At 68.4% G+C, this 18778-nt stretch carries 19 protein-coding genes; 10 read left to right on the top strand and 9 right to left on the bottom strand.

The annotated features are described in order from the left end of the window. Nucleotides 1-2: 2 nt before the first annotated feature. Genes ctaC through ctaF form a run of 3 tightly spaced genes read left to right on the top strand, consistent with a single transcriptional unit; the run spans nucleotide 3 to nucleotide 3047 of the window. The gene (ctaC, locus tag AC59HU_RS01910) at nucleotides 3-872 is read left to right on the top strand and encodes an aa3-type cytochrome oxidase subunit II (protein ID WP_497221624.1); all 870 of its coding nucleotides are present in this window, start codon (nucleotides 3-5) and stop codon (nucleotides 870-872) included. Between the two features lie 9 nt (nucleotides 873-881). After that, nucleotides 882-2624: an aa3-type cytochrome oxidase subunit I gene (gene ctaD, locus AC59HU_RS01905; RefSeq protein ID WP_497221623.1), complete on the top strand. Its 1743-nt coding sequence runs from the start codon at nucleotides 882-884 to the stop codon at nucleotides 2622-2624. 3 nt (nucleotides 2625-2627) lie between these two features. Further along, nucleotides 2628-3047 (top strand): aa3-type cytochrome oxidase subunit IV, encoded by a 420-nt coding sequence (ctaF, locus tag AC59HU_RS01900; RefSeq protein ID WP_497221622.1) that lies wholly within the window; start codon nucleotides 2628-2630, stop codon nucleotides 3045-3047. 69 nt (nucleotides 3048-3116) lie between these two features. Here the strand turns inward: ctaF and AC59HU_RS01895 are convergent, their stop codons facing one another. The 5 genes from AC59HU_RS01895 to ctaE form a co-directional block, all read right to left on the bottom strand. Further along, nucleotides 3117-4112: a cell wall-binding repeat-containing protein gene (locus AC59HU_RS01895; protein ID WP_497221621.1), complete on the bottom strand. Its 996-nt coding sequence runs from the start codon at nucleotides 4110-4112 to the stop codon at nucleotides 3117-3119. Nucleotides 4113-4203: 91 nt separating this feature from the next. Beyond that, on the bottom strand, nucleotides 4204-5880 hold the full coding sequence (gene qcrB, locus AC59HU_RS01890) for a cytochrome bc1 complex cytochrome b subunit (protein ID WP_497221620.1): 1677 nt from the start codon (nucleotides 5878-5880) through the stop codon (nucleotides 4204-4206). Further along, the gene (gene qcrA, locus AC59HU_RS01885; RefSeq protein ID WP_497221619.1) at nucleotides 5877-6947 is read right to left on the bottom strand and encodes a cytochrome bc1 complex Rieske iron-sulfur subunit; all 1071 of its coding nucleotides are present in this window, start codon (nucleotides 6945-6947) and stop codon (nucleotides 5877-5879) included. The genes qcrB and qcrA overlap by 4 nt, the downstream gene beginning before the upstream one ends. Nucleotides 6948-7009: 62 nt before the next feature. Then, the gene (gene qcrC, locus AC59HU_RS01880; protein ID WP_497221618.1) at nucleotides 7010-7804 is read right to left on the bottom strand and encodes a cytochrome bc1 complex diheme cytochrome c subunit; all 795 of its coding nucleotides are present in this window, start codon (nucleotides 7802-7804) and stop codon (nucleotides 7010-7012) included. A gap of 56 nt (nucleotides 7805-7860) precedes the next feature. Next, entirely contained in the window at nucleotides 7861-8451 is a 591-nt protein-coding gene (ctaE, locus tag AC59HU_RS01875; protein WP_497221617.1) for an aa3-type cytochrome oxidase subunit III, read from the bottom strand. A 142-nt stretch (nucleotides 8452-8593) separates the two neighbouring features. Here ctaE and trpD point away from each other — a divergent pair, with 142 nt between their 5' ends. Continuing rightward, nucleotides 8594-9646, top strand: a complete 1053-nt coding sequence (gene trpD / locus AC59HU_RS01870) for an anthranilate phosphoribosyltransferase (RefSeq protein WP_497221616.1) — start codon at nucleotides 8594-8596, stop codon at nucleotides 9644-9646. A 352-nt stretch (nucleotides 9647-9998) separates the two neighbouring features. Here trpD and glpK read toward each other — a convergent pair whose 3' ends face one another. Next, a complete protein-coding gene (gene glpK, locus AC59HU_RS01865) occupies nucleotides 9999-11513 on the bottom strand; it encodes a glycerol kinase GlpK (protein ID WP_497221614.1) in 1515 nt (504 codons plus the stop codon). A 100-nt stretch (nucleotides 11514-11613) separates the two neighbouring features. Continuing rightward, nucleotides 11614-12384 carry an MIP/aquaporin family protein gene (locus AC59HU_RS01860; RefSeq protein WP_497221612.1) on the bottom strand — a complete coding sequence of 257 codons (771 nt, stop codon included), beginning with the start codon at nucleotides 12382-12384 and terminating at the stop codon, nucleotides 11614-11616. Nucleotides 12385-12606: 222 nt separating this feature from the next. Here AC59HU_RS01860 and dhaK point away from each other — a divergent pair, with 222 nt between their 5' ends. The 3 genes from dhaK (at nucleotide 12607) to dhaM (ending at nucleotide 15165) form a co-directional block, all read left to right on the top strand. Beyond that, entirely contained in the window at nucleotides 12607-13608 is a 1002-nt protein-coding gene (gene dhaK, locus AC59HU_RS01855; RefSeq protein ID WP_497221611.1) for a dihydroxyacetone kinase subunit DhaK, read from the top strand. Between the two features lie 79 nt (nucleotides 13609-13687). Continuing rightward, complete coding sequence (gene dhaL, locus AC59HU_RS01850; protein ID WP_497222066.1) at nucleotides 13688-14410, top strand: dihydroxyacetone kinase subunit DhaL; 723 nt, start codon at nucleotides 13688-13690, stop codon at nucleotides 14408-14410. Continuing rightward, nucleotides 14407-15165, top strand: a complete 759-nt coding sequence (dhaM, locus tag AC59HU_RS01845; RefSeq protein WP_497221610.1) for a dihydroxyacetone kinase phosphoryl donor subunit DhaM — start codon at nucleotides 14407-14409, stop codon at nucleotides 15163-15165. Before dhaL ends, dhaM begins: the two co-directional genes overlap by 4 nt. A 79-nt stretch (nucleotides 15166-15244) precedes the next feature. On the opposite strand, the gene AC59HU_RS01840 is transcribed toward dhaM, so the two are convergent. Next, nucleotides 15245-15697, bottom strand: a complete 453-nt coding sequence (locus AC59HU_RS01840; protein WP_497221609.1) for a nitroreductase family deazaflavin-dependent oxidoreductase — start codon at nucleotides 15695-15697, stop codon at nucleotides 15245-15247. Nucleotides 15698-15857: 160 nt separating this feature from the next. Between AC59HU_RS01840 and AC59HU_RS01835 the strand changes: the two genes are divergently transcribed. The 3 genes from AC59HU_RS01835 to AC59HU_RS01825 all read left to right on the top strand — a co-directional run bounded on the left by AC59HU_RS01835 (nucleotide 15858) and on the right by AC59HU_RS01825 (nucleotide 17432). Next, entirely contained in the window at nucleotides 15858-16247 is a 390-nt protein-coding gene (locus tag AC59HU_RS01835) for a hypothetical protein (protein ID WP_497221608.1), read from the top strand. A gap of 68 nt (nucleotides 16248-16315) precedes the next feature. Further along, nucleotides 16316-17014 (top strand): hypothetical protein, encoded by a 699-nt coding sequence (locus AC59HU_RS01830; protein ID WP_497221607.1) that lies wholly within the window; start codon nucleotides 16316-16318, stop codon nucleotides 17012-17014. Between the two features lie 130 nt (nucleotides 17015-17144). After that, nucleotides 17145-17432 (top strand): hypothetical protein, encoded by a 288-nt coding sequence (locus AC59HU_RS01825; RefSeq protein WP_497221606.1) that lies wholly within the window; start codon nucleotides 17145-17147, stop codon nucleotides 17430-17432. A gap of 7 nt (nucleotides 17433-17439) precedes the next feature. Here AC59HU_RS01825 and AC59HU_RS01820 read toward each other — a convergent pair whose 3' ends face one another. Further along, nucleotides 17440-18768: an alpha-amylase family glycosyl hydrolase gene (locus AC59HU_RS01820; protein WP_497221605.1), complete on the bottom strand. Its 1329-nt coding sequence runs from the start codon at nucleotides 18766-18768 to the stop codon at nucleotides 17440-17442. Nucleotides 18769-18778: the final 10 nt, after the last annotated feature.

Genomic DNA, 18778 nt, shown 5'->3' with positions numbered 1-18778 from the left:
TGGTGCGCTCTAACCGACGTCTCCGATGGGCCGCGATCCCTATCGCGGCCGCAATGTCCGTCGTCCTCGCGGGATGCACGCAGGCACAGCTCCAGGGCTGGCTCCCGACAGAGCCCGGCACGACGAACAACGTCGACCGGGTGATCGGCCTGTGGGTCACGTCGTGGATCGTGCTGCTGATCGTCGGCATCATCACCTGGGGTCTCACGATCTGGGCGATCGTCGTCTACCGCCGCCGCAAGGGCCAGACCGGTCTCCCCGCTCAGCTGCGCTACAACATGCCGATCGAGATCTTCTACACGATCGTGCCGCTGATCCTGGTGCTCGGCTTCTTCGCCTTCACGGCGAAGGACCAGCAGGCCATCGAGCAGCCCTACGCCGACCCCGACGTCAAGATCCAGGTCTACGGCAAGCAGTGGGCGTGGGACTTCAACTACGTCGACGAGAACGTCTACTACGCCGGCGTGCAGGGTCAGGACGACCCGGCCGACCCGAACGGCAACCTCGTCGAGTCCGAGCTGCCGGTGCTCTACCTGCCCGTCGGCAAGACCGTCGAGATCGAGCTGCAGTCGCGCGACGTCATCCACTCCTTCTGGGTCATCGACTTCCTGTACAAGAAGGACATGCTGCCCGGCAAGACGAACTACATGTACGTCACCCCCGAGCGCGAGGGCACCTACAGCGGCAAGTGCGCCGAGCTGTGCGGTGAGTACCACTCGATGATGCTCTTCAACGTGAAGGTCGTCTCGCAGCAGGAGTACGACGACTACATCCAGACGCTGAAGGACTCGGGCAACGAGGGCCAGCTCGGCGACGAGTACAACCGCAACCAGAACCTTCCGGGCATCGGCACGCCCGCAGAGGGAGAGTAGGAACCCGACATGACCGCAACAGTGGATGTCACCTCGGCCGGGTCCCCGGCGCTTCCCGAGCCCACCCCGTCGAAGACGGTGGGGCGCAAGGGCAACATCCTGGTGCGGTGGATCACCTCCACCGACCACAAGACGATCGGGTACATGTACCTGATCGCCTCATTCCTGTTCTTCTGCCTCGGCGGCGTGATGGCTCTGGTCATCCGTGCCCAGCTCTTTGCTCCCGGGCTCGAGCTGCTGCAGACCAAAGACCAGTACAACCAGCTGTTCACGATGCACGGCACGATCATGCTGCTGATGTTCGCGACGCCGCTGTTCGCGGGCTTCGCCAACGTGATCATGCCGCTGCAGATCGGTGCGCCCGACGTCGCGTTCCCGCGTCTGAACGCCTTCGCGTTCTGGCTGTTCCTGTTCGGTTCGCTGATCGCGGTCTCCGGCTTCCTCACCCCTCAGGGTGCGGCCTCGTTCGGCTGGTTCGCCTATTCACCGCTGTCGTCGACGACGTTCACACCGGGTGATGGCGGAAACCTGTGGGTCTTCGGTCTCGGTCTGTCCGGCTTCGGCACGATCCTCGGTGCGGTGAACTTCATCACCACGATCATCACGCTGCGTGCGCCGGGCATGACCATGTTCCGCATGCCGATCTTCACCTGGAACATCCTGGTCACCTCGATCCTCGTGCTGATGGCCTTCCCGGTCCTCGCCGCCGCCCTGTTCGCGCTCGGCGCCGACCGGGTGTTCGGAGCCCATGTCTACGACGCGGCCAACGGTGGCGTGCTGCTCTGGCAGCACCTGTTCTGGTTCTTCGGGCATCCGGAGGTCTACATCATCGCGCTGCCGTTCTTCGGCATCGTCTCGGAGGTCTTCCCGGTCTTCAGCCGCAAGCCGATCTTCGGGTACAAGACCCTGATCTACGCGACGATCTCGATCGCCGCCCTGTCGGTCACCGTCTGGGCGCACCACATGTACGTCACCGGCTCCGTGCTGCTGCCCTTCTTCGCGCTGATGACGATGCTGATCGCGGTGCCGACGGGTGTGAAGATCTTCAACTGGGTCGGCACGATGTGGCGCGGTTCGGTGACCTTCGAGACACCCATGATCTGGGCGATCGGCTTTTTGATCACCTTCACCTTCGGTGGTCTGACGGGTGTCATCCTGGCGTCGCCGCCCCTCGACTTCCACGTCTCCGACACGTACTTCGTCGTCGCCCACTTCCACTACGTGGTCTTCGGCACCGTCGTGTTCGCCATGTTCTCCGGCTTCTACTTCTGGTGGCCGAAGTGGACGGGCAAGATGCTCAACGAGCGGCTCGGCCACTGGCACTTCTGGCTGCTGTTCATCGGCTTCCACACCACGTTCCTCATCCAGCACTGGCTGGGCGTGATCGGGATGCCGCGTCGTTACGCGACGTACCAGCCCGAAGACGGCTTCGAGTGGATGAACCAGCTCTCGACGATCGGTGCCTTCATCCTGGCCGCGTCGATGATCCCGTTCTTCCTGAACGTGTACATCACGGCCCGCACGGCGCCGAAGGTCACAGTGAACGACCCCTGGGGCTACGGCCGTTCGCTCGAGTGGGCGACCTCGTGCCCGCCGCCGCGGCACAACTTCACGTCGATCCCTCGTATCCGTTCGGAGTCCCCGGCCTTCGACCTGAACCACCCCGAGGCCGGCATCCCGGTCGGCGTGGGGCCGGCGAAGGATGCTCCGGATGCCCCCACGTACGACATCGCGCAGGACAAGGTGAAGTAACCGATGAGAGCGAACACCAACCTCTTCTGGATCCTGTTCGGGTTCATGCTCCTCGCGGACGTGGCCTACACGATCTGGTCGCTGATCTACTTCGACGGCCAGATCGAGTGGGTCGGAACCCTCGCGATCGGGCTGGCGGCGATCCTCTCCGCGTTCCTGGCGTTCTACCTCGGCCGCGTGCACAAGGCGCAGGGCGCCGAGCTGCCGGAGGACCGCCTCGACTCCAACATCGACGACGGCGACCCGGAGATGGGCTTCTACAGCCCGTGGAGCTGGTGGCCCATCATCCTCGCGGGTGGTGGTGCGCTACTGATGCTCGGCCTCGCGGTCGGCATCTGGCTCAGCTTCATCGCGGGTGCCCTCACCCTCGTGGCCATCGTCGGCTGGACCTACGAGTACTACCGCGGCTACTTCGCCCGCTGACCCCCCCGTACCACCGAAAAGGCCCGGCCACCCAAAGGGTGCCGGGCCTTCTTCGTTATGCGCTCGGGGCTACGGGCAGACGGGAAGGTTCCCGAGAGCGTCGTCGAGGCTCGACGGCCCGCCGAGCAGCACGATCCTGGCCGGGTTCAACCGCCGCACCTGGGCAGCCACTTCGGCCATCATGCACGACTTGCTGACGAGCAGGATGGGTGCCTTTTTCTGACCCGCGAGCACGCCGCCCGCCAGGGCATCGGGATAGGTCGCTCCAGTCGCGAGGTACACGGTGTCGCTCGGCGGTGTCGCAGGGAAGAAGGCACCGGCCACCATCGCCGAACCGACGTAACGATTGACACCCTCCACCCGGGTCGCCGTACCCGCAGTCATCCGAAGATCGTTCTCGATGCCCGTGCTGAGCGTGTCGGAGCCGCCGAAGAGAGTCGCTTTGGTGATTCCTCGGGCCGTGAGCAGCGCCTTCTCGTCTGCGGTCAGTCCTGTGGCTCCGCCGTTCACCAGGAGGACGGGTGTCGCAAGCGTGCTGGCGGCCGGGCTTGCGCTCAACGCGTCGGGGAACACCTGGCCGCTCGCGACGAACAGACCGCTGGAAGGCGTGGGCGAGCCGAATCGCGGATCCTGGATCAGCGCACGGGAGACCGCGTAGCGGTCTACCCCGCCGATTCGCGTGATCCGTGCGGCGGGCTCGGCGGCTTGCAGCGCCTGCAGCACGGACGGCTGGAGGGTGATCTCGCCACCGATGACCACGATCTCGCCGGGGTCGTAGGCCGAGACGGCGTGGAGGACGACCTGGGGAACGGTGGCGGACATGCTCAGCATGAGCGGGGCACCACGCTGGGCGGCGATCGCGGATGCACTGAGGGCGTCTGCGAAGTTCTCCCCGCTCGCGATGTAGACGATCGGTGCTTTCGCGGGCTGGACCTTCTTCGCAGTGAGCACCGAGGTCTCGTAGCGGTCTGCCCCTCCGATCCGTTCCGTCGTCCAGGAATCGCCGGCCACATCGACGTGGCATGACTTCGACTCGGTCTTGCCCATGCTGTCGGTGACGGTCATCGTGAAGTCTGGACGAGTGGGGGAGGGACGACGAAGGCCCGGACCACACGGGGTGGGCCGGGCCTTCGAGGAGGGCGGGGGAGCGGACGGGTCAGACCAGGCCGGGGCCCTTTTCGATCTCGCCGTGGGTGCCGCCGTGACCGTGGTCGTGAGCCGCCTCGAGCTCGTTCGTACGAACGGGAGCGATGCGGTCCTCGAAGAACCACTTCGACATCGAGGAACGCAGGCGCTGCGCACCCGTGATCTTGCCCTTGGCGTTCGGACGCAGCATGAGCGGCTCGTAGACCTCGTAGTCGACCAGCTTCCAGCGCTCGTAGTCGTCGACCTGCTCGTGCACCTCGATGTACTCGCCACCGGGGAGACGCACGATGCGGCCGGACTCGAAGCCGTGGAGCACGATCTCGCGGTCCTTCTTCATCAGCGCGATGCAGACGCGCTTGGTGACGAAGTACGCCAGGAACGGGCCGAGCACGACCCAGGCCTGGATGACGTGGATCACGCCCTCGATCGACAGCTGGAAGTGCGTCGCCATCAGGTCCGAGGATGCCGCCGCCCAGAGGCCCGCGTAGAACGTGACACCGGCGGCGCCGATGGCGGTGCGGGTCGGCGCGTTGCGCGGACGGTCGAGGATGTGGTGCTCGCGCTTGTCGCCCGACACCCAGCTCTCGACGAACGGGTAGATCGCCACGAGAGCGAGCAGAGCGACCAGGGCGATCACCGGGATGATGATGTTGAACGACCAGGTGTGCCCGAGCCAGACGAACTCCAGGCCCGGCGGGATCAGTCGCAGAGCACCGTCGGCGAAGCCGATGTACCAGTCGGGCTGCGTACCCGCCGACACCGGGGAGGGGTCGTAGGGGCCGTAGTTCCAGATCGGGTTGATCGTGAAGAACGCCGCCATCAGCGCGATGACACCGAAGACCAGGAAGAAGAATCCACCGGCCTTCGCCGCGTACACGGGGAGGATCGGGTAGCCGATCACGTTCTTCTCGGTGCGGCCGGGACCTGCGAACTGGGTGTGCTTGTGCACGACCACGAAGACCAGGTGGAGCGCGAGGAACGCGACCAGGATCGCCGGCAGCAACAGGATGTGCAGCGTGTAGAACCGGCCGACGATGTCCGTGCCGGGGAACTCACCGCCGAACAGCAGGAACGAGGTCCAGGTGCCGATGAACGGTAGGCCCTTGATCAGGCCGTCGATGATCCGGAGGCCGTTGCCCGAGAGCAGGTCGTCGGGGAGCGAGTAGCCGGTGAAGCCCTCGGCCATCGCCAGGACGAAGAGCAGGAAGCCGATCACCCAGTTGAGCTCACGCGGCTTGCGGAACGCCCCGGTGAAGAACACGCGGAGCATGTGCAGACCGATGGCCGCGATGAACAGCAGCGCCGCCCAGTGGTGGATCTGACGGACCAGGAGCCCACCGCGCAGGTCGAACGAGATGTGCAGCGCCGAGTTCATCGCCGCCGACATCTCGACACCCTTGAGCGGCACGAACGAGCCGTCGTAGTGCGTCTCGACCATGGAGGCCTGGAAGAAGAACGTCAGGAACGTTCCCGAGAGGATGATGACGACGAAGCTGTAGAGCGCCACCTCGCCGAGCATGAACGACCAGTGGTCGGGGAAGATCTTGCGGCCGAACTCCTTGACGACGCCCGAGATGCTCGTGCGCTCGTCGATGTAGTTCGCGGCCGCACCCGTGAAGCCGCCACCCTTTGCCGGCTTCGAGACCGGAGCCTCGGGGGCATCCGCTCGTTCGATCGTGCTGGTCATGGACGCTCCCAGAAGCTCGGCCCGACGGGCTCGTTGAAGTCGCTCTTCGCGACGAGGTAGCCCTCGGAGTCGACCTCGATCGGCAACTGGGGCAGTGGGCGCTTGGCGGGGCCGAAGATGACCTCGCACTCGTTCACCACGTCGAAGGTCGACTGGTGGCAGGGGCACAGCAGGTGGTGCGTCTGCTGCTCGTACAGCGCCACCGGGCAGCCGACGTGCGTGCAGATCTTCGAGTAGGCGACGATCCCGTCGTACGACCAGCCCTCGCGGCCGGGGCTGATGTTGAGGTCGTCGGGGTTCAGGCGCATGAGCAGCACGGCCGCCTTGGCCTTCTGCTCCAGCTTGTCCTCGCGCTCGTTGAGGCCCTCGGGGATGATGTGGAAGACCGATCCGATCGTGATGTCGGCGGCCTTCACCGGGATGCCGGTGGGGTCGAGGGTCAGGCGCGACCCCTTCTGCCACATGGTGTGGCTGAGCAGCTCCACCGGGTCTTCGTTCTGAGGACCGAGACCGCGGAACAGCACCAGGCCGGGCAGCGGGAAGGCGACGAGGGCGCCGATCAGGCTGTTGCGGATGAGGGTGCGCCGGCCGAAACCGGACTCCTTGTCGGCCTGGTCGAAGATCTCGACGGCACGGGCGCGGGTCGCATCCGTTCCCCGGACGGGGTGGCGCTCGTCGATGCCCTCCTTGTCGTACATCAGGGCCTTGCCCCAGTGCACGGCGGCGAGGCCGATGCCGAACAGGGCCAGGGCGATGCCGATGCCGATGAAGAGCGTGTTCAGGCGCAGAGCGGTCGGGTCGCCGTCTTCGATCGGGAAGGCCATGTAGGCCGCGACGGCGAAGACGCTGCCGGCGATCGAGAGGTAGAACAGCGTGTAGACCGAACGCTGGGCCTTCTTGTTGGCCTTCGGATCGAGATCGGTGACGCGCTTGCGGTGGGGCGGCTCACCCGGGTTCACGACGTCGGAGGCGATGACCGTGGTGCCGGCCGTGGTGCCTCTGGTCGTCTCGACGGCCGACGAATCGGAAGCGGCTGTATCGGTGCCGCTCACCTCGTCATGTGCCATTGGTTATCCCTTTCGAGCTTTGCTGTGATGTGCTGTGGCGTTGTCACCCGGACGGGTGCGGACTAGTTCGACTTGGCCGTGAGCCAGACCATCAGGGCGATGATGGCTCCCAGACCGAAGATCCAGACGAACAGGCCCTCCGCCACCGGGCCGAGCGATCCGAGTTCGAACCCACCAGGGGAGGGGTTGTTCTCGAGGTACTTGAGGTACGTGATGATGTCGCGCTTGTCTTCGGGCGTGAGGTTGTCGTCGTTGAAGACGGGCATGTTCTGCGGGCCGGTGAGCATGGCCTCGTAGATGTGGGTCGACAGCACGCCGGTGAGCTCGGGGGCGAACTTGCCCTCGGTCAGGGCGCCGCCGGCGCCGGCCACGTTGTGGCACATCGCGCAGTTGATGCGGAACAGCTCGCCGCCGTTGGCCGCGTCGCCGTCGGCCTGGAGGTAGCGCTCGTCCGGGATGGCGGGGCCGGGGGAGATCGAGGCGACGTAGGCCGCGAGGGCCGCGGTCTGCTCGTCGGTGAACTGCACGGGCTTCTGCATGGCCTGCGGGCCCTGCATCGCCATCGGCATGCGGCCGGTGCCGACCTGGAAGTTGACGGCCGCCGCTCCGACGCCGATCAGGCTCGGCCCGTCGGGCGTGCCTTCGAGGTTCATGCCGTGGCAGGTGGCGCAGTTCGAGGCGAAGAGCTTCTGGCCCTCGTCGATCGTCTCCTGGCTCGAGGCGCTGGTGTCGGCGGATGCGGTCGTCGTGCTGCTGAAGGCCGCGTATCCGCCTCCCGTGACGACGAGGCCGATAGCAATCAGCACGACAGTAGCCAGGGGGTGGCGTCTGTTGGCTTTCCTGCTCTTGCGGGCCATTCTCTCTACTCTCTTTTCGGGGCGGCTTCGGTGAGGATCGACTGTGTCTGAGCCTGCTACTTCAGCACGTAGATGACGAGGAACAGACCGATCCAGACCACGTCGACGAAGTGCCAGTAGTACGAGACGACGATGATCGACGTCGCCTCCTTGTGACCGAAGTTCTTGACTGCGAAGACGCGTCCCAGCATGAGGAGCATCGCGATGAGGCCGCCGGTCACGTGCAGGGCGTGGAAACCGGTGGTGAGGTAGAAAGCCGAGCCGTAGGCGTTGCCGTCGATCGTGATGCCCTCGGAGACGAGGGTCGCGTACTCGAGCACCTGGCCGGAGACGAAGATCGCGCCGAAGGCGTAGGTGAGGAACAGCCACTCGGTGATGCCCCACTTGAAGGGGCTCCAGCCCGTGCGCTTGACCTGGCCGCGCTCGGCGGCGAAGACCGCGAACTGGCACCAGAACGACGAGATGACCAGGATGATCGTGTTCACGAGCGCGAACGGCACGTTGAGCGTGTTCGCCTGCTCGGCCCAGGCGGCGGGGTTCGTCGACCGCAGGGTGAAGTAGATCGCGAACAGGCCGGCGAAGAACATGACCTCGCTGCCGAGCCACACGATGGTTCCGACCGCCACGATGTTCGGGCGCTGGACCATGGGGGCACTCTGAGAATGGGTCAATGAGCTGCTCGTCACTGTTCCATTATGTCCGAATTCCGGGCGCGGTTTTGCAATTGGGCAGCCTGGAGCCGATGCATCGGCGTGTCCCGCCCCGGCGGCGGCCCGTAGGATCGCTGGTATGGCAGAAACGCAGTCCTGGCCCGGAATGATCGCTCATCTTCTGACGGGATCGGATCTGTCGATCTCGGACGCGACGTGGTCCATGAACAAGGTCATGCTAGGAGAGGTGACTGAGGCTCAGCTGGCAGGTTTCCTGGTCGCGCTGAGAGGCAAGGGCGAGAGCGTCGGCGAGATCGTGGGCTTCCGCGACGCCATCCTGGAGCACGCGCTGCCCCTGCCGGTCGACCCCTTCGTGCTCGACATCGTCGGTACCGGAGGCGACCGCCACGGCACCGTGAACGTGTCGACGATGGCGTCGATCGTCGCGGCGGCGGCCGGTGTCCCGGTGCTCAAGCACGGGAACAAGGCGGCCAGTTCGCTCTCCGGCTCGTCGGACGTGCTCCGCGAGCTCGGGATCGACCTCGAGCTCTCTCCCGAGCGGGTCGCCGAGGTGCTGCTGGAGACCGGGATCTCGTTCGCCTTCGCCGCGAAGTTCCACCCCGGGTTCAAGAACGCGGCCGCCGTGCGTGCCGAGCTGGGCGTGCCCACGGTGTTCAACTTCCTCGGGCCGCTCTGCAACCCCGCGCGGGCCGAGGCCTCGGCGGTCGGGGTCGCGCACCTGGACAGGGTGCCTCTCATCGTGGGCGTCTTCCAGACACGGGGCGCGACGGCGCTGGTGTTCCGCGGCGACGACGGGCTCGACGAGCTGACGACGACCGGGCACAGCCACATCTGGGAGGTGTCGCGGGGCTCCGTCAAGGAGCACGACCTCAACCCGCGCGACCTCGGCATCCCGCTGTCGACGCTGGAGGACCTCAAGGGCGGCGACGCGGCATTCAACGCGGACGTCGTGCGTCGGGTGATGGCGGGGGAGTCGGGCCCGATCCGCGACATGGTGCTGCTGAACGCGGCCGCGGGCCTCGTGGCCTTCGAACTCGCCTCCGACCCCTCCCAGGTCGACCGCGGCATCATCCCGCGGCTGACGGAGAAGATGTCGATCGCGGCCGAGGCGATCGACACGGGGGCGGCGCAGCGGAAGCTCGAGGATTGGGTCGCCGCTAGTCGTTCATAACCGCGCCGCCGCCTCTGCGGCGCGGGCGACATGATGTGCTTATTGCCGCGCCGGTCCCCGCCCGGCGCGGGCGTCATGTTCGCGTGCCGTCGCGAAGCGCGGCCTGCGGTCGTGCATCGCGGCGACGCGCTCACCCTGGGTCATCGACAAAGGCCCGCAGCTTTCATATCCGTCCCAAATCTTCGGGGCGGAATGGAATGCTGCGGGCCTTTGTCGATGACCCAGGGTGAGGGCGAGGCCGCGATAGCGACCTCACCCGAACATGTCGCGCTGCGCCGGGCAGGGACCGGCGCAGCCCGGGATACGCGCGCGAAGCACGCGCATCCCGGCAGCTAGCACAGCCGGCGCAGAACTACTGGGTGTCGGCGTCGACCCAGTCGAGGGTCTTCGTGACCGCCTTCTTCCAGTTGCGGTAGAGGCGCTGGCGCTCGGCGTCGTCCATCTCGGGCTCCCAGCGGGAGTCCTCCTGCCAGTTGGCCCGCAGCTCGTCGAGGTTGGCCCAGTAGCCCACGGCGAGGCCGGCGGCGTACGCGGCGCCGAGCGCCGTGGTCTCCGCGACGACCGGGCGGATGACCGGCACACCGAGGATATCGGCCTGGAACTGCATGAGCAGGTTGTTGGCGATCATGCCGCCGTCGACCTTGAGCTCGGTGAGGTCGACGCCGGAGTCGGCGTTGACCGCATCCAGCACCTCCTTCGTCTGGAACGCCGTGGCCTCCAGCGCCGCGCGGGCGATGTGGCCCTTGTTCACGTACCGGGTGAGGCCGACCAGCGCACCACGTGCATCCGACCGCCAGTAGGGCGCGAACAGGCCCGAGAAGGCCGGCACGAAGTACGCGCCGCCGTTGTCGTCCACCGTCTCGGCGAGCGTTTCGACCTCGGGGGCCGAGGAGATGATGCCCAGGTTGTCGCGCAACCACTGGATCAGCGAGCCCGTGACCGCGATCGACCCCTCGAGTGCGTAGTGCGGCACGTCGTCGCCGAGCTTGTAGCCGAGCGTCGTGAGCAGCCCGTTCTTCGAGTGCACGATCTCGGTGCCGGTGTTGAAGATCAGGAAGTTGCCGGTGCCGTAGGTGTTCTTCGACTCGCCGGCGTCGAACGCCGCCTGGCCGAAGGTCGCCGCCTGCTGGTCGCCCAGGATGCCCGCCACGGGCACCTCGCGGAGGAGCGAGGAGGTGTGGACGGTTCCGTAGACCTCGGAGGACGAGCGGATCTCGGGCATCATCGACTTCGGCACGCCGAACTCGGCCAGGATGTCGTCGCGCCACTGGAGCGTCTCGAGGTCCATGAACAGGGTGCGCGAGGCGTTGGTGACGTCGGTCGCGTGCACGCCGCCGTCGACGCCGCCGGTCAGGTTCCACAGCACCCAGGTGTCGGTGGTGCCGAACAGGAGGTCGCCGCGCTCGGCCTTCTCGCGGGCGCCCTCGACGTTCTCGAGGATCCAGACGATCTTGGTGCCCGAGAAGTAGGTGGCCAGGGGCAGCCCGACGATGCTCTTGAAGCGCTCGGGGCCCTCGTCGCCGCCGAGGCGGTCGACGATCTCCTGGGTGCGGGTGTCCTGCCAGACGATGGCGTTGTAGACCGGCTCGCCGGTGGTCTTGTCCCAGACCACCGCGGTCTCGCGCTGGTTGGTGATGCCGACGGCCTTGACGTTGTGCCGGGTGATGTTGGCCTTGGACAGCGCCTGACCGATGACCTCACGGGTGTTGTCCCAGATCTGCTTCGGGTCGTGCTCGACCCAGCCCGCCTTCGGAAAGATCTGGTCGTGCTCGAGCTGACCGGTGGAGACGATCGATCCCGAGTGGTCGAACACGATCGCCCGGGTGCTGGTGGTGCCCTGGTCGATCGCGATGATGTAGTCCGTCATGAGAACTCCTTCGTTGTGGACGGCGTCGTTGTGGACGGCCGGGTCGGCCGCACGGAGAGAGCGGGCCGGCCCACGTCATCGTGGACCGGCCCGCTGGGTGCTACGTGAGGATCGGCAGCAGCGGGATCGCGAGGAACCCGGCGAGGATGCCGCCGATGATCGGGCCGACGACCGGGACCCAGGAGTAGGACCAGTCCGAGGTGCCCTTGCCCTTGATCGGCAGGATCGCGTGAGCGATGCGGGGCCCGAGGTCACGGGCCGGGTTGATCGCGTACCCGGTCGGGCCACCGAGCGAGGCGCCGATCCCGATCACGAGAAGCGCCACCGGCAGAGCCCCGAGAGCCGCGAGACCGCCGTCGCCCTGACGTCCGCCACCGAAACCGATCACGACGAACACCAGCACGAAGGTGCCGATGATCTCGGTGACCAGGTTCCAGCCGTACGACCGGATCGCCGGGCCGGTCGAGAACACGCCGAGCTTGTTCGCCGGCTCCGGCTCCTCGTCGAAGTGCTGCTTGTACGCCAGCCACACGAACACCGCACCGATGATCGCACCGATCAACTGAGCCCCGATGTACGCGATCACCGACAAGAAGTTCACGTCGACCGCGGTCGCCTCCGACCCGAAGGTCTTGGCTCCGTTGGCGACGAGCCCGAGGGTGACGGCCGGGTTGAGGTGGGCACCCGAGGCGTACGACACGATCACACCGGCGAAGACCGCGAGGCCCCAGCCGATGTTGACCATGAGGAACCCGCCGTTGAAGCCCTTGGTGCGCACGAGCGCCACGTTCGCGACCACGCCGCAACCCAAGAGCACTAAGAGAGCCGTCCCCACCAGCTCTGAGACGAAATCGATACCGAGATTGTCCACGATGACCTTCCTTCGCACTGTTCGGCCGCCCAGCGCGGCCCCCGTGGTGACCGGGCATGCCCCACAATATCCCCAGGAAGTTGCCAGGGATACGTCCTCGGATACCGAGTCGTCCGCAGGCGCGCCCTTTCGAAAGCCGAGGCCGCCAGCGTAGATTTGCCCTGGATGGCCGGGCTCCGGCTCCCGTCGCGGGCGACGAACGTCCGATCGAAGGGATTTTCAATGAAGAAGCTCATCAACGACCCGAAGAACGTGGTCGACGAGTCCGTCGTCGGCTTCGAGGCGGCGCACGGCGACATCGTCACCGTCTCGCACGACCCGATCTTCATCGTGCGGAAGGACGCCCCCGTCTCGGGCAAGGTCGGCATCGTCAGCGGCGGCGGCAGCGGTCACGAACCGCTGCACGGCGGCTTCGTCGGCTACGGGATGCTGGATGCGGCCGTTCCCGGCCCGGTCTTCACCTCGCCGACCCCCGACCCGATCCTGGCGGCCACCAAGGCGGTCGACGGCGGCGCCGGAGTGCTGCACATCGTCAAGAACTACACCGGAGACGTGCTGAACTTCGAGACGGCCGCCGACCTGGCCTCGGCCGAGGACATCGAGGTGCGCACGGTCATCGTCGACGACGACGTCGCGGTGAAGGATTCGCTGTACACCGCGGGGCGGCGCGGAGTCGCCGGAACCGTGCTGGTCGAGAAGATCGCCGGTGCCGCCGCCGAGCGCGGCGACGACCTCGAGGCCGTCGCGGCCGTGGCCACCAAGGTCAACAGCCGGGTGCGCACGATGGGCGTGGCGCTCACCCCTTGCGTCGTGCCGCACGCGGGCGAGCCGAGCTTCACCCTCGCCGACGACGAGATCGAGATCGGCATCGGCATCCACGGCGAGCCCGGCCGGGAGCGGATCAAGCTCGAGCCGGCCGACGCGATCGTCGACCGTCTGCTCGGGCCCATCCTGGAGGACCTGCCGTTCGAGTCGGGCGACAAGGTGCTGCTCCTGGTCAACGGCATGGGCGGCACGCCCCAGGTCGAGCTCTACATCGTGTTCCGGCACGCCGCGCAGGTGCTCGCCGACCGCGGCATCGAGGTGACCCGCTCGCTCGTGGGCAACTTCGTGACCTCGCTGGAGATGCAGGGCGCGTCGATCAGCGTGCTGAAGCTCGACGACGAGTTGACCGAGCTGTGGGATGCGCCGGTGCAGACCGCGGCGCTCCGCTGGGGCCGGTAGACGCCGACCACGGCACGACGGATGGCTCCGGGCGTCTGCCCGGAGCCGGTTGACGGACGAGAACGAGAAGGGCAACAGCATGGGCTTGGGCATCGGCTGGACGACGGACTGGATCAGGCGGAGCGCGGCGGTGATCGCCGAGCACCGGGTCGAATTGGTCACCCTCGACCGGGAGATCGGCGACGGGGACCACGGTGAGAACCTCGACCGGGGCTACTCGGCCGTGCTGGCGAAGCTCGACGACCTCCCGGCCGACGCCGTTCCGGGCGACGCGCTGAAGCTGGTCGCCACGACCCTCATCTCGACGGTCGGCGGCGCCTCGGGTCCGCTGCTCGGCACGGCGTACCTCAAGGCCGCCGGAGCGGTCGGCAAGGAGCCGGAGCTGGACGGCGCGGCGCTGGTCGCCCTGCTGACCGCGGCGCGGGACGGCGTCGTGCTCCGCGGCAAGGCAGATCCGGGCGACAAGACGATGATCGACGCCTGGACCCCGGCGGTCGACGCCGCGGCGGCCGCGCAGGCCGCGGGGGAAGACGAGGTCGCGATCCTCGAGGCGGCGGCCTCCGCCGCGGAGGCGGGCGCGAAGGCGACCGAGCCTCTGGTTGCCCGGAAGGGCCGGGCGAGCTACCTGGGTGAGCGCGCGATCGGGCACCGCGACCCGGGGGCGCAGTCCTCCTCGCTCATCCTGAGGGCGGCGGCGGATGCGGCGGCCGACTCGGGCGCCGGCAGCGCGGGTTCCGGTGGCGACTCCGGCGCCGACAGTACGGGTTCCGGCGCCGGCAGCACGGGGGAGGGCGACCGGTGACCGGCACACTCGGCAAGGTCGGAGTGGTCTTCGTCTCGCACAGCCAGAAGATCGCGGAGGGCCTGGTCGACCTCGCCCGTCAGATGGCGGGGACGGCCAGCCTCGTCGCCGCCGGCGGCACGGACGACGGCGGCATCGGCACGAGTTTCGACCGGGTGAGCGCCGCGGTCGCGGAGGCCGACTCGGGTGAGGGCGTCGTGGTGCTCTGCGACCTGGGCTCCGCCATCCTGACCACCGAGACGGCCCTGGACTTCCTCGACGAGGAGGTGGCCGCCCGGGTGCGGATCGCCTCGGCGCCACTGGTCGAGGGCGGCGTCGCGGCCGCCGTCGCCGCCGAGTCGGGCGGGTCGCTCGCCGACGTGGTCGCCGCCGCCGAGACCGCCAACCTCGGCCAGGCCGACGGGGTCGGCGGGGCGGACGGCGCGGACGGTGCCGGCGGTGCCCGGGCCGGGGACGTGGCGGCGGTGCCGGTCTTCGAGGCCGAGCCCGCGGCATCCGGCACCCCGTCGCGCACGGTGACGATCGTGAACAAGGACGGCCTGCACGCTCGCCCGGCGGCGGAGTTCGTGAAGCTCGCCAGCACCTTCCCGGTGAAGGTGACGGTCGACGGGAAGGATGCGAAGAGCCTGCTCGGCATCATGTCGCTCGGGCTCACCAAGGGCTCGACCGTCGAGATCGCGAGCACCGACCCCGACGGGGCGGCGGCGGTCGACGCCCTCGCCGACCTGGTCGAGACGGGGTTCGGCGAGGCGTAGGCGCCGGCCCCGGCACGGACGGGCATGGGCCCGGGCGCAAGCCCCGGCCCTGGCCCAGTCCTCAGCCCGGGCCCAGTCCTCAGCCCTCGTCGTCCTCCTCGCGCCGGGTGAGCACGAACACCGGGATCTCCCGGTCGGTCTTCACCTGGTAGTCGGCGTAGGACGGGTAGGCGGCGACCGAGCGCTCCCACCAGAGCGCCTTCTCGTCGCCGAAGACCTCGCGGGCCGTGTAGTCGTGCTTCTCGGTGCGGTCCTGCAGCTCGACGTGCGGCTCGGCGACGATGTTGTAGTACCAGACCGGATGCTTCGGCGCGCCGCCCAGGGAGGCGACCACGGCGTACTCGCCGTCGTGCTCCACGCGCATCAGCGGCGTCTTGCGGAGCTTGCCGCTCCGGGCGCCCCGGGTGGTGAGGATGATGACCGGCATGCCGCGGAGCGTCGTGCCCTCGGTGCCTCCGGAACCCTCGTAGAGCTCGAGCTGCTCGCGCGCCCAGTCGCTGGTTCCCGGTTCGTACTCTCCTGTCAGTGGCATGGACCAAGTCAATCAGGTGTCGAGCAGTGCGCTTCCATCCGTTGTCGAATCGATCGGTGCCGGGCCGATCGGGTGTCGAGGTCCCCTGGTTCCGTGCGAGAATTTTTCGCGGGGTGGAACGGGGAATCCAACGAGCGATCGGAAAGGTCGAGACAGAACAATGGCAAGTGCAGGAACCAAGTGCCCGGTGTGCGGGAAGTCGGTGGCTGTCGGCCTGGTCTCCGGCACTCTGATCCAGCACGAGGACAAGCTCGGCCAGCGCTGCGCCGGTAGCGGGCAGCAGCCCGCGGCGGTCGCTCCGCGCAAGACGCCGGCGCCGCGCTCGGCCTCGGCCGGCGGTTCGGCCTCGACCGGTGGGTCTGGCCGGAGCGCCGCGAAGCGCACGAGCCCCGCCACCAAGGGCGGCGTGACCGTGCGCCGCGTGGAGGTCGACCCCGAGCTGGTGCGCGAGCGCGCCGAGCGCGCCGAGCGCCTGCGCATCGAGCGCGCCGAGGCCGCCCGGGCCCGCAACGAGGTCAACGTCTCGTACTTCGACGAGCCCGGGGTCTGAGCACGCGCACCCGCGTCCTGCCCCTGTTCGTCGAGACGGCCGGGAGGCGGCGACGTGCGGGCCTGGTCGTGCGGGCGCTGCCCGAACGGATCGTCGCCTACGTCGAGCCGTACCTTGGTTCGGGCGCGACCGCCGTCTCGGCGCTGCAGGCGCATCCCGAGGCGCGGTTCACGTTCGCCTCGGACGACCCGGAGGTGGTCGGCACCTGGAACGCGGTGCGTGACGAGGTCGATGCGGTGATCGAGGAGCTCCGGCTCCTGGTGAGCGGGCACGGTGCCGCCGCGTACGCCCGTGCCCTCGCGCTCGGGGAGGCGGAGCGCGATGCGCTTCCTCCGGCGGCGCGGTCGGCGCGGCAGCTCTATCTGCGCGGCGCGGCCGGGCCCGACGCCGAACGGCCCCGGGAGACGGTGGCGGTCGACGAGGCGAACCTCCGCGCGCTTTCCGACCTGCTCGCCGACCGGGACGCCGAGTTCGTGCTCGCGACCCCGTTCGAGCTGCTGCCGAGCATCCAGGAGGAGGACGTGGTGCTGGTCGACCCGCCCTTCGACGGCAGCCCGGGCGTCGACCGCGAGGCCCGGAGCCTCGTCAACGCGCTGACCGCGCGCGGCGCGCTCGTGCTCGGCGACGTGCGGTCGGGCAGCGGCGCCGACGCTCCCTACGCCTCCTGGTCCGGGATGTCGGCGGTGCCGCTCCCGGGCGGGGACGACGACGAGCGCGCCTGGGTGAACGGCGGGCTCCTGCGGGCGCTCCGCCGCGACGCCCGGTAGGGCGGACGACACCGCACGCACACTCGAGCGGGCCTCGGCGGGTTCTCGACGGCGGATGCATGCGCCCTAGCCGCCGCGTTGATAGCGTGACGGGCGAATCATCCACCCCTTCGAAAGGAGCGTGCCGCCGATGTCCGACGCCACGACGCCCGGCCACCTCAGCCAGCACCACCGCACCACCCTGGAGCACCTCGCCGCCCACCCGACGAGCCACAATCTGGAGTGGAAGGACGTGATCGCCCTGCTCGAGGAGATCGCCGAGGTGCGCGAGGAGCACGACGGCAAGTTCATCGTGAAGCTCGCCGACCAGCGGATCGTGCTGTCGAAGCCCCGGCACAAGGACATCGACGAGCAGATGGCCGTCGACCTGCGCGCCATGCTCACGCGAGCGGAAGTGCTCCCGCTGCCGAAGCGCTGAGCCCGCGTCAGGCCCGCGCGGCGACCAGCCAGCCGTGCGGGCCGACGGTGAACCCGCCGGCGCCCCGGCCACCCGACCCGGCCGAAGGCTCGGCCCCGCGGCCCGCGAGGAAGACCCCGGCCTCCGGGACCTCCAGCGCCTCGTCCGAGATGTTCAGGGCGACCAGGATCGCCTCTCCCGGTGCCGCCGGCGCGGTCAGCTCGATCACCAGGCTCCGGTTGGCGACCGCCAGCGTGCGGCTCGTCGCCCGGTGCAGCCACGGGAAGCGTCGCCGGAGGCCGAACAGCTCCTGGTGCAGGGCGAAGGTCTCGGCGGCACGGGTACCGGAACCGGGGCCGTCGGCCGCCAGCGGATCGGCCGGGAACGCGGGCCGGATCTCGTCGTCGCCGCCGAACCGCTCCTCCTTGACTCCGCGCAGCCCGAACTCGTCGCCGTAGTAGACGGCCGGGGTTCCGCCGAGCGTCGCCAACAGCACCAGCGCGTGCGCGTGGTGCCGGTCGTCCTGGATCGCGCTGGCCAGCCGGGTGACGTCGTGGTTGCCGACGAAGGTGTACGGCACGAAGTGCTCGAGGAAGCCGTCGTGCCGGGTGAGGGCCCAGTCGAGCTCGAAGAGGTTCAGGGTCTCGATGCCGTGCCAGATGCCCTGCCACAGCTCGTACTGCGTCACGCTGTCGAGCGTGCCCTCGGTGACGGCGGACACGTAGTCCCCGTGCAGCACCTCGCCGACGACGTAGACCTCCGGATGCTCGCCGCGCACGCGGGGGAGGACGGCCGCCCAGAAGGCGTCGGGGACGGCGTAGGCCGCATCCAGCCGCCAGGCGTCGGCGCCCAGCCGGAGCCAGTAGGTCATCACGTCGCCGACCAGTCTGGCCACCTCGGGATTGTCGTGGTCCAGCGCCACGAGACCCTCGTGGCCTTCGAAGGTGCCGAAGCCGCCGTCGTCGTCCGCCCGGAGGAACGCGGCCTCGGGTGCCGCCGGATCCGCCAGCGCCGCCTGTACGAAGGGGTGCTCGCGACCGACGTGGTTGAACACGCCGTCGAGCATCACCCGGATGCCCCGGGCGTGGGCGGCCTCGATCAGGTGCACCAGGTCGTCGGTCGTGCCCAGCCGGGGGTCGACGGCGAACCAGTCGGTCGTGTCGTAGCCGTGCGTGCTCGAGGCGAAGACGGGGCCGAGGGCGAGGCCGTTGGCGCCGAGGGCGATCAGGTGGTCGAGCCAGCCCTCGAGCTGACGGATGCGCGGGGCCGGGCTCCGGTCGCGGCCGGTGGTGTCGGCGCCGGTGAAGCCCAGGTGGTAGACGTGCCACCAGATGACGTGCTCGGTCCAGTCGCTCATCCGAGTGACT

The organism is Herbiconiux sp. 320_LB (genome assembly GCF_059691755.1).
Note: the sequence above shows the minus strand (reverse complement) of the source record. Positions and strands in the feature narration are given on the sequence as shown.